This is a genomic window from Gemmatimonadota bacterium, assembly GCA_026705765.1.
Lineage (GTDB): Bacteria > Latescibacterota > UBA2968 > UBA2968 > UBA2968 > VXRD01.
Map to the genome: position 1 here is coordinate 20,219 of JAPPAB010000120.1, position 9,553 is coordinate 29,771.

10 protein-coding genes are annotated in these 9,553 nt (G+C 50.9%); 2 read left to right on the forward strand and 8 right to left on the reverse strand.

Translation table 11 applies throughout. The features are described from left to right. The first annotated feature begins 181 nt into the window (after positions 1-181). Positions 182-604, forward strand: a complete 423-nt coding sequence (locus tag OXH16_16365; protein MCY3682972.1) for a GtrA family protein — start codon at positions 182-184, stop codon at positions 602-604. Beyond that, positions 601-2,685 (forward strand): DUF2723 domain-containing protein, encoded by a 2,085-nt coding sequence (locus tag OXH16_16370; GenBank protein ID MCY3682973.1) that lies wholly within the window; start codon positions 601-603, stop codon positions 2,683-2,685. The genes OXH16_16365 and OXH16_16370 overlap by 4 nt, the downstream gene beginning before the upstream one ends. Here OXH16_16370 and OXH16_16375 read toward each other — a convergent pair. The 8 genes from OXH16_16375 to OXH16_16410 form a co-directional block, all read right to left on the reverse strand. After that, entirely contained in the window at positions 2,633-3,535 is a 903-nt protein-coding gene (locus OXH16_16375) for an amidohydrolase family protein (GenBank protein MCY3682974.1), read from the reverse strand. The two genes, OXH16_16370 and OXH16_16375, sit on opposite strands and share 53 nt — an antisense overlap. Positions 3,536-3,537: 2 nt before the next feature. After that, complete coding sequence (locus tag OXH16_16380) at positions 3,538-4,257, reverse strand: phytanoyl-CoA dioxygenase family protein (GenBank protein MCY3682975.1); 720 nt, start codon at positions 4,255-4,257, stop codon at positions 3,538-3,540. A gap of 135 nt (positions 4,258-4,392) precedes the next feature. After that, on the reverse strand, positions 4,393-5,427 hold the full coding sequence (locus OXH16_16385) for a DPP IV N-terminal domain-containing protein (GenBank protein ID MCY3682976.1): 1,035 nt from the start codon (positions 5,425-5,427) through the stop codon (positions 4,393-4,395). Between the two features lie 18 nt (positions 5,428-5,445). Next, positions 5,446-6,672 (reverse strand): DegT/DnrJ/EryC1/StrS family aminotransferase, encoded by a 1,227-nt coding sequence (locus tag OXH16_16390; GenBank protein ID MCY3682977.1) that lies wholly within the window; start codon positions 6,670-6,672, stop codon positions 5,446-5,448. Between the two features lie 17 nt (positions 6,673-6,689). Continuing rightward, positions 6,690-6,959 carry a DUF2283 domain-containing protein gene (locus OXH16_16395; GenBank protein ID MCY3682978.1) on the reverse strand — a complete coding sequence of 90 codons (270 nt, stop codon included), beginning with the start codon at positions 6,957-6,959 and terminating at the stop codon, positions 6,690-6,692. Positions 6,960-6,967: 8 nt separating this feature from the next. Then, on the reverse strand, positions 6,968-7,216 hold the full coding sequence (locus OXH16_16400; GenBank protein MCY3682979.1) for a DUF4258 domain-containing protein: 249 nt from the start codon (positions 7,214-7,216) through the stop codon (positions 6,968-6,970). A 341-nt stretch (positions 7,217-7,557) separates the two neighbouring features. After that, positions 7,558-8,385 (reverse strand): sugar phosphate isomerase/epimerase, encoded by an 828-nt coding sequence (locus OXH16_16405; GenBank protein ID MCY3682980.1) that lies wholly within the window; start codon positions 8,383-8,385, stop codon positions 7,558-7,560. A 96-nt stretch (positions 8,386-8,481) separates the two neighbouring features. Further along, on the reverse strand, positions 8,482-9,553 hold a 1,072-nt coding region (locus tag OXH16_16410), incomplete at its 5' end, for a sulfatase-like hydrolase/transferase (GenBank protein MCY3682981.1).

A 9,553-nucleotide genomic window follows, 5' to 3' on the forward strand; every position in this document is an offset into this window, starting at 1 on the left:
GTGAACAATAATATAAAAATGAACAAAATTTTAGCGATTCGTTTCACTATCGGGCCAATCGTATCAAGTGGTCTGTGTATTCTGGTAAATGCGAGAGAAGATTTTTGGGAGTTTCGCGCTTGATTTTTCAAAGGTGCGTTGTTACTTTGATCAGTCGAAAATACAATTTATCGGGAAATTTATGTCTCGAACATTTATCAAATTTGCCCTCACGGGTTTATCGGGAGTATTTGTCAATCTCGGTTCGTTTCAGCTTTTGCTCAATCTCGGTGTGCATAAGTTGCTGGCATCGCCAGTTGCAATTGAGCTGTCGATTATCTCAAATTTTCTGCTCAATAACTACTGGACCTTCCGCGATCGCGCACTGACGGGGAGAAAGCGCGTTCGGGGTTTGAAGTTTAATCTCGTTTCCCTGGTGACTCTGATGCTGAGTTATGGCACATTTGTCTTGCTTTCCTTTCTTTTTCCAGCGGTGCCAGCGGTCATTTTGCAGGGGTGCGCAATTGCTCCGGCCACATTGTTCAACTATTTCATCAATTCTCTCTGGACGTTTCGCGAGGTGCCAGACGAACGCCCGGAAGAGCAGGAGGACGATACGCAATGAATCGCGTGCATGCCCTGGATGGAACATTTAATCCTTTGCGCGATGGAATCGCACTGGCCGCATCGGTTATTGGCCCGCTCGTGCTTTATGTGCTTACTATGCCGCGCACTGTTGTTCTGGAAGATGACGGCTTGTTTCTCATGGCTGGAGCACACCTCGGCGTGGCACATCCGCCGGGCTATCCGCTCTATACCCTTATCGTCTATCTGTTTACGCAATTGCCCTTTGGCGGTGTTGCTTTTCTCGGTCATTTGTCCAGCGCGGTATTGGGCGCACTCACCTGTGGTTGCGTCTATGTGTGTGTCCGTCTGTTGGGCGCATCGCCAATTCCAGCTCTGACTGCTACATGGTTGTTTGCCGCTTCTGAGCATTTCTGGTCTCAGGCTATTATCACCGAGGTTTATACGCTCAATGCGCTGTTCTTTTTTTCTTTTTACGCGCTGCTTTTGTACGGCATCCGTCAGCCCCAGCGCACCGGGATCTGGATTGCCGCGGCTATCACTTATGGATTGAGCCTGACTAATCACTGGCCGCTGATGGTGCTTTCAACGCCGGGTTTGATGCTATTGGTCTTTCCCATTTGGCGCACTGTGTATCGGAAACTACCACTACTTTTAGGGGTTTCCCTGCCGTGTGCAGCTTTGCCCTATGCCTGGATGATCTGGCGGTCGCATCAAGATCCTCTGATCAATTTTTACGGCTCTATCGATACGTTGAAAGAATTCTGGCATTATTTCAGCCGGCAGGGCTATGCCCATATAGATGCCAGCCCCAGTGCCGGATGGTATGACCGATTCGGATTCATGCAATGGCTGGGCAACGAGTTTTTGTGGCAATTGACGCTGCCGGGATTTGCACTCGCTGTGTTCGGTCTGATCGTTCTGTTCCAGCGGCGGCAGATCGCAAAAGCAGGTTCGGGATTGCTCGTGTTTTTGGGCAATAGCCTTGTGCTGGTCGCCTTGCTGGGCTTTGATTTTGACTTTTTCTGGGGCGCGATTTTTCGGCCATATTCTCTGTTGTGCTACGGCATAGCAGCCCTGTGGCTGGGCGTTGGATTGCAGGTTATGCTCGATTGGTTGACAGAACGGTTGCCTTCTAAATTTGCCCGTGGACCGGGACCTAAAATTGGTATGGCAGTGCTGGTAGGCGCGGCGATGGTTGCGTGGTCGGTGCACGAACACTGGCGGGTCAATGATCGATCCGATAGCGACTTTGCCGAGCACTATGCAGACATGCAATTGGATATTCTGCCAGAGGACGCGATCCTGTTCGTATTTGGTGATGCAACCGGGCCGATGGGCTATTATCAATACATAGAGAACCGCCGCCCAGATGTGGCTCTGTACAATCTTCAAGGTCTCGTATATGGCAAACGCCTCTACGATCCATTTTTACCGAAAGAAAATAAGAAGGAGATTTTGGAACAATTTACTGATTCGACAGAACGCGCCCTCTTCTTTCCTATGGATTTCGACATTTTTCCCAACCGCCGGGGACGGATCTATGGTTTTCTCATGGAGGTGGTTAAAGATGGCAAGCCGGGTACAATAGAGATAAAACGCCATCCGCGTGGAGAGGAATATTTCACCTATCTGATGCATTTGCAACCCATTGATCGCTGGGAGCGCGTGCGACGAAACGGATTGTTGTTTCAATACGGGCGATATTTGGGTTTGATTTATTTTTCTGGTGATCCGGGGCTTCTAAACTCAATGCAGAAATTGTTCCGCCTCGCAGAGAAAAGCTATGCCTGCCTCATCGGCATGGCTGGCACACTGATAGAGCACGGGAATAGCTCGCATTGGGAACAGGTCTCGACATGGTTAGATAAGGCGGAGACCCTCAAATACGAGGCATTGAAAAAGCAAACTCTGGCGCGGCTATACTACTTGAAGGGTAGCCTGCTGCAAAAACAGGGCAAGAGGGTAGAAGCTGTTGCGTCTTTTGGGAAATCCCGCGATATATACCCCCATCCCGATAACGAGGCGCTCGAGGCCCTCGAACAATACAAGGTCAATTTCAAAAGGGTCAATCCGCCAGGTCGGGAAAGCCCAAAACCCGTTTTGCCGTTCCCCCCATAATCTCTGCTTTTTGCTGTGGGTTCAAATCCGGTAGTAATTCATCGATTACCTGTACCAGCTTATCATATCCCGGATCTTCCAAAATCCAGGGAAAATCCGTCGCCCACATCAATTTGTCTGCACCGAATTTGGAAAGCAATGTTTTGTGCCAGCTCTCCAGGTCGCGATAGGGCCAGGCTTCTTTGCTAAATGCATATTGTCCCGATAGATGTACGCAGATATTGGGGTATTCGTGCAAGCCCAGCATTGAGTAGCGCGTCATCGGTGGTATGGGGGTATTGATGTGCGGACGCCCTTCGTTATCCCACGAAAACATACCCTCGCCCGGGCAGATCATCAGGTGGTTAAATACGGCGCGAATTTCGGGAAATGCCTGAATCATAAAGGCGACTTGATGCGCGTCTTTTGCCCGAATATAGAGCCACATCACATAGTTTTTTTTAGCCGCGTGTTTCCAGATGCGATACGAAGTGAATGTTCGTACATCCATTTGGGATAGGGGATCGGTTGGTCCACCAATTTCGTTAATTCTGAATCCGATAATATCGCCGTTCTCAGCGAGCCGATCCATGTGATCTTCGGGTGTGTTCCAAATATCCCGGGGGATCAATCCAATTCCCTGGAAGCGATTGGGGTAGGTCTTTAGACAATGCTGTAAGTATCGATGGTGTGCCAATTGTGCACCGCCAATCTGCGTCAGCACTGCCTGATCGACCCCATTGGTTGCCATGACCTCCAGCAACTTTTCTGCTGTCTCTGCCCTGTCTGCGGGACACTGATCATCCACCTCGCGGGGAAATTCATCTGACAGCTTTTCAAATACATGCAGGTGCGAGTCAATAATTGGCATACTCATCTCTCATCCAGGCTGAACAACCGCCTGCGGTCTGGCGTTGTACATTTATCTGCAATGGCTGCAAAATGTTTGGTCGATATGCGGTCCTTACTCCACTTTTCATAGATGAGAATAATCGACTTGCGCGGTTTTAACGTGCGGTTGACCATCGATGTATGCCATCCATAAGAATTGAATAATACCGCATCGCCCGCTTTGCCCGGATACACTTTGTGCCCCGGCATTGAATCCAGCGGACGGACCACGGGACAAGACCCGACGTCGGGTTTGTGGCTGCCCGGTACATATCCAAATGCTCCGCCATTGGCCGGAACATCTTCAATATAAATCTGTACCTTCATGTGGAGTGGTGTTGTATGCGGGACATCTGGATGCCAGCCCACATAACTGATGGGTGAGACCGGCAGGGTTCGAACTTGCGGTGCGAGCAAGATCAGGTCTTCATCGGCGAAATCCATCAAAAACCCGTACCAGCCCGGATAATCAATCAGGTCGATAAATACGTCGTCCATTTCCAATGGCTTTGGAATATCAAAATGGGCGGCGGGACGCGTGCCTTTCGCAATTCCCTCCAACCATTCGCGTCTGGCCTCGGCAGCACATCGGTCAAATGTCGTCTGTAACCGCGCGAGGTCCTCGCCTACCATTGCATTTTCTAAAAACAACACGCCGTTGTCTTCCCACTCCTGTCGTTCAGCATCTGTTGGCCGTCTCATACGCATCTCCTGACAAGTGGTTCGCAATGCCATATACCCGCTGCGAACAATTAATTGGACAAAAGCGGTGAAGTCAAACAAAAAAGCCTCAGATAAAATCCGAGACTTTGGAGAATCAACGGGATGGATGTGTGTTTACGGTACGGGCGACCAGCGCGGAAAGCGTGCGCCAAGGGGGAGATCGGGAATGGAGTACATATTAGATCCATCTATATTCATGACCTTAAGGGTCGAAAATCCCGAGATGAGATTTGTTGCATAGGTGTGAAATGCAAATGCTATTTGCTTCCCATCCGGCGACCAGGTTGGATTGCGCAATGCTTCGAGGGGTTGGGAAGATGTGAGACGGCGCATATTTGAACCGTCCGGATTCATTACGTAAATCTCGTACTGTGCCAGGGGCGTTCTCGTTTCTGTTGGTGGGGGTTGATGGCGATTGGATTCGAACGCAATCTGCGTTCCATCGGGCGACCAGGCAGGTGCAGAGTGCAAGGTGCCATTGCCGTCTGTCAAACGCATTGCGCCTGTACCATCGGCATTGGCGACATAGATATCGGTTCCCCGACCGCGGTGCCCAGCTTGATAGGCAAATTTGGTGCCATCGGGCGACCAGACGGGCAGTTGTTCTTCCATATCTGTATTGATCAGTACCTTTTCGTCAGAGCCGTTGATGTTGACCACATAAATATCCCAAGTTGTCTCATCGCTACGCCATGCTTGAAAGAGAATTTTCTGCCCATCGGGCGACCAGGAAGATGCAAAATCGCCTCCCGAATCTTCAACCACGCTGCGGATATTGCTGCCGTCTGTGTTCATGACAAAAATGTTGAAATTGGCATTGCCACTGCGGTTCGAGGCAAAGGCGAGTTGTGTGCCGTCGGACGACCACGATTGTCCGGAATATTCAGCCAGATCGTCTATGGGATTGAGATTGGTGGGGTTTTTCCCGTCGGGATCTACGATATGAAGATGAAAACTGCCCGTCTGCAGATTTTGTCTCAAATATGCGATCCGCCCAGGCCCTCCCGGTATTGCCTCTGACCCGGGTTCGCCCGGTGTGGGGCCCGTGATGTCTGGCGGTGTGTTTCCACAAGCAGAGAGAGCTAAAATACAGAGTACACTTGCAAAAATGCCTTTGATGTGATACCACCGTGTACGAGACTGGTGCATTTGGATTCCTTTTCTCGTCTATTTGCTCAGGCCGTTTGCGACTTTGTTGATTGCAGCGGCGGTGTCTCGGATGTCGTTTTCGTCGAGGTGTTCGTGCAAGCCCCATACGACGACTGTACTCAATGCCTGTACTGCGCCTGGAACGAGTTCTGGACCGTAGTTATATTCGCGGCTTGTTACGCCGTGGTGAAAGGGGAATCCGCTGTTTCCATAAGTGCGTTTTTCGGTCAGATAATTTCCGCGCATAAATATCGGGTCTTTGATATAATGCGCCCCCATAGACACGCCTTCGGCACGCACGGCTTTGCAAAATTCATCGGGGTCGTGACCCGTGACGTGAAAAATAAAATTCCACCACGAAACCTCGCGGTCTCCCTCGGGTGGAACGGGTGTTATGCCCGGGGCATCGGCAATGAGTTCACAAAGCAACGCGCCCAATTCGTGGCGTCTTTCGACCACGCCGCGCACTTTTTCCAACTGCGCGAGGCCAACCGCGCCCTGCATTTCGGTCATGCGATAGTTGGGTGCGACAAAAGCGTGGTCGCGATCGGCCATATATTGATAATCCCATCCTTTATCGGAAAATAGCTTGAGTCGAATATAGGTTTCTCGGTCATGCGTGACCGTCATCCCGCCATCGCCCGTGGTCATGTGTTTTGACTGTTGCAAACTAAAACAACCCATGTGCCCAAAAGTTCCCACATAGCGACCTTTGTATTTGGTGGCGTGACATTGGCTGCAATCTTCAATTAGTGTAATGTGGTATTTTTCTGCAATTTTTACCACTTCTTCGACATTGCAAGGGCGTCCAAACAAGTGTACGAGGATGATTGCGCGCGTTCGGTCTGTAATATTTGCTTCAATTGATTCGGGTGTCATGTTCATTGTCAGGGGATCGACGTCGGCAAATACGGGTACGGCATTTTGAATCAAGATGGGCATCACGCTGCCCGGATCGGTGATGGGGGCGGTGATGATTTCGTCCCCCGGTTCGGGATCGACAACGCCCACTGCCAGATGAATGGCCGCCGTGCCACTCGTTGAACTTTGTGCATGTTCCATTCCGTAAAATTCGGCAAATTGTTTTTCAAAATCTTTGACATAGGTGCCGCTTTTGCCAAATAAATTTTGACTGCGCACGGCGTCCAATAACAATTCTTCTTCTTTTTTTCCAAATGGCGCGCGCGAAGGGAAAGGGGCTGTACGCGTTTTTTCCCCGCCATAGAGAGCTAATTTGTCATTCATATCCGTCCTCCAATGTCTTATGCCGCTTGTAAGGGGGCCAATTCCTGGGGGTCCAGTAAGGGTAAATTCAACCGCTTGAGAATACTGTTGATCTGATCCAATGTGACTTTATCAGGTGCTGTGATTTCTAAGCCAATCGGACGACCATCGGCCTGATAATCCACCAGTAAGCCAGACCCCATAAGTTCTGTTCTGGCACTCTTAGCACCGGGTTCTCTCGGCAAATACAAATAGGCTGCAAGCGGTTTACCCTTGCGAAATGTCACTTCCAAATATCGAGTTTTCATCGGGTACCTTATATGCGAAAAGCGGTTATAACCACCAATAAGTGATCGTCTTCATCTGGTTCAACAATAATTATCCAACCGTCTCGACGATGTCGCGTTTGAATCATATACCGTCCTTCAATTTCATCTGGTTCAAAAGTATCAGCTCGATCCAGCATGGTTCTCAGGTCGATTTCAGTGAAATTTCTTTCTTCCATTCGCGTTTCAACATGCGGTGTTATTTCCAGTTCCCAATCCCACCATATCGGCCAATTCATAGATCCCCTATTCATATCGCAAGGCTTCGACCGGGTTTGCACGTATTGCTTTGAGGACCTGGGTGGCAACCGTTGTAACAACCACTATAAACATAACAAGACTACCGAGTAGAAATGTAACCAAACCCAACTCAATGCGGTAGGGGAATGTTTGCAACCATTGATTTATCGCGTAATAGGCGATTGGAAACGCTATGAGGCTTGATAGGGCGATGTAGAGGACAAATTCTCGCGAGAGTAGAGACAAAAGCTGTTTTTAGATAGCTTTTGAACATTCTTCTGGTTATGCAGTGAGTTAAAGATAAGCACAGAATGGAACAGTCAAAGCAGGGATGCCTCTCTTACATGTACCTCTGCTCCACCTCCGAGATGATACGCTTCAAATTGGCCGCTCCTTTAGCGACACTGCCCCGGATGTCCGCTGGATCTGAGACCTCGAGGGAGATAGTGCCCTTGTAGCCCACATCTTTGAGGATGCGAAAGATCTCGGCCCAACCCGAGTTCCCCTCGCCGCCGACCGCGCGCTTGACGTATTCGCCCGAGGGGATTTCGCGCCACTTCTCCCCAGGTTGGGGATCCTGCCGAATGTGGAAGTCCTTGGCGTGAATGTGGACGACATGTCTGGCGAGAAGCCGGGTCGCCTCAACGTGATCTTCTCCGAAGACCGTGCGGAAATTGGTGAAGTCGAGGTTCACGCCGAAGTTGGGGCGATTGACCCGCTCGACGATGCGCGCTGTCTGTGACGTGCGTCCGAGTAGCACTCCGTGGTTCTCAACGCCGACTTTCAAGCCTTTTTCGATAGCGATGTCGGCGACGGTCTGCATGCTTTGGGCAACGCGGGCGAGGGCGTCTTCGGGATCGATATCGTCGCGGGATCTGCCGGGAGGAGGGGCGGTGCGGGGATCGACTCTGACCGTATCGGCTCCGAGGATCACGGCAACCTGGAGCATCTTCTCACACCAGTCCAGGCAGGCGCGATTTTCGCCTTCGTCATAGACGGCGAAATCGGTCGCCAGAGCATGGCATGAGGCCTGTAGGCCCACCCGGTCCATCAGTTTTCGGGCCTCGTGCGCCTGTTCTTGCACGTCTCGATCAGGACGCCAGTATGGGGAGTAGGGCTCGAAGCAGTCGGCCTCCGTCTCCTTTCCTACGAACTCGATTGCCTCCATCAAAGAGATCTTACCCTCGGTCAGCATCGAATTGAAACAGTAACTGCACACACCCGTTTTCACCAGTACCTCCTTTGACAGAAAACTGACTGCTCTTTATGCAAAGGGTTTGTGGTCGTCTTCCCATTTTTGTCCGACAGGGCGGAGTTGTCCGCTACCTGTGACATTGTAATCGCGTCCGTCTTTGTCGGGGACGCTGTAGGTTGCAAACCACGTTTCCATCTGTGTTTTCATCGTTTTGATGCGGTTGGCCTGTGCATTGTCGGCAACGAGGTTGTCGCGCTCGTCGGGATCGTTTTGCAGGTCGTAGAGTTCGTTGGGACCATCGGGATAGCGGTGTACGTATTTCCATTCTGCTGTGCGAATCATGCGCGTCGTGCCGTATTCGTCGTATATAACGACATTGTCGCGTCCGGGGTCTTCTTCGCCTTTAAGTGCGGTGAGGAAGGATCGGCCGGGATAGTTGCGGTCTTCTGGTAAGGGCAAGTTGAGATAGTCGAGGAGGGTGGGCATAAAATCGTATCCCGAAGCCATTGCGGGTTGCACGCTGCCTTCGGGAATGACGCCGGGATGGCTAGCTAAGAAGGGCACTTTGATGGAGTTTTCATACATGTTTAAGGGGCGCGTGCCATTGCCTTTGCCCCAAAAGCCGTGATGGCCGCAGGAAAAGCCATTGTCAGAGGTGAAGACAACAAGGGTGTTTTCGCGAATCCCTTTGGCTTCAATTTTATCGAGAATGCGTCCCACATCATAATCCATTGCGGTGACAGCGGCAAAGTAGCCTTTGAGACTTTCGCGGTTGCCCAAATTATTGCTCAAGCCACCCGCCCAAGGGTGTGGATCTTCTTGTGGGCAGGATTCGAATGGACAGTCGTCGTAGGAATCGACAATATCCTGGGGATGTCCAGTCCATGGGCTGTGGGGTGCTGTGTAGTGAACGCTGAGATAAAAGGGATGGTCGTCATTGTTGTCGATGAATGCGAGGGCGTCGTCTGTGATGGCGGTGGTCACATAACCCGGTACGGTGACGAGTTCGCCGTTGCGTACCAATGTGGCGTCGTTGTAGGGACCACCGCCTTTTTCGTGGGCAAACCAGTGCGAGAAGCCGTGCTGAGGCAAGGTGCTATTGCCCAGGTGCCATTTGCCCGATAGTCCACATGTCCAGCCG

Bases quoted from the DNA above. Each gene is read 5' to 3' on its own strand.
- OXH16_16375 (MCY3682974.1), bottom strand. From the start codon at position 3,535: ATGCCAATTATTGACTCGCACCTGCATGTATTTGAAAAGCTGTCAGAT.
- OXH16_16380 (MCY3682975.1), bottom strand. From the start codon at position 4,257: ATGAGACGGCCAACAGATGCTGAACGACAGGAGTGGGAAGACAACGGC.
- OXH16_16390 (MCY3682977.1), bottom strand. From the start codon at position 6,672: ATGAATGACAAATTAGCTCTCTATGGCGGGGAAAAAACGCGTACAGCC.
- OXH16_16365 (MCY3682972.1), top strand. From the start codon at position 182: ATGTCTCGAACATTTATCAAATTTGCCCTCACGGGTTTATCGGGAGTA.
- OXH16_16400 (MCY3682979.1), bottom strand. From the start codon at position 7,216: ATGAATTGGCCGATATGGTGGGATTGGGAACTGGAAATAACACCGCAT.
- OXH16_16385 (MCY3682976.1), bottom strand. From the start codon at position 5,427: ATGCACCAGTCTCGTACACGGTGGTATCACATCAAAGGCATTTTTGCA.
- OXH16_16405 (MCY3682980.1), bottom strand. From the start codon at position 8,385: ATGGAGGCAATCGAGTTCGTAGGAAAGGAGACGGAGGCCGACTGCTTC.
- OXH16_16370 (MCY3682973.1), top strand. From the start codon at position 601: ATGAATCGCGTGCATGCCCTGGATGGAACATTTAATCCTTTGCGCGAT.
- OXH16_16395 (MCY3682978.1), bottom strand. From the start codon at position 6,959: ATGAAAACTCGATATTTGGAAGTGACATTTCGCAAGGGTAAACCGCTT.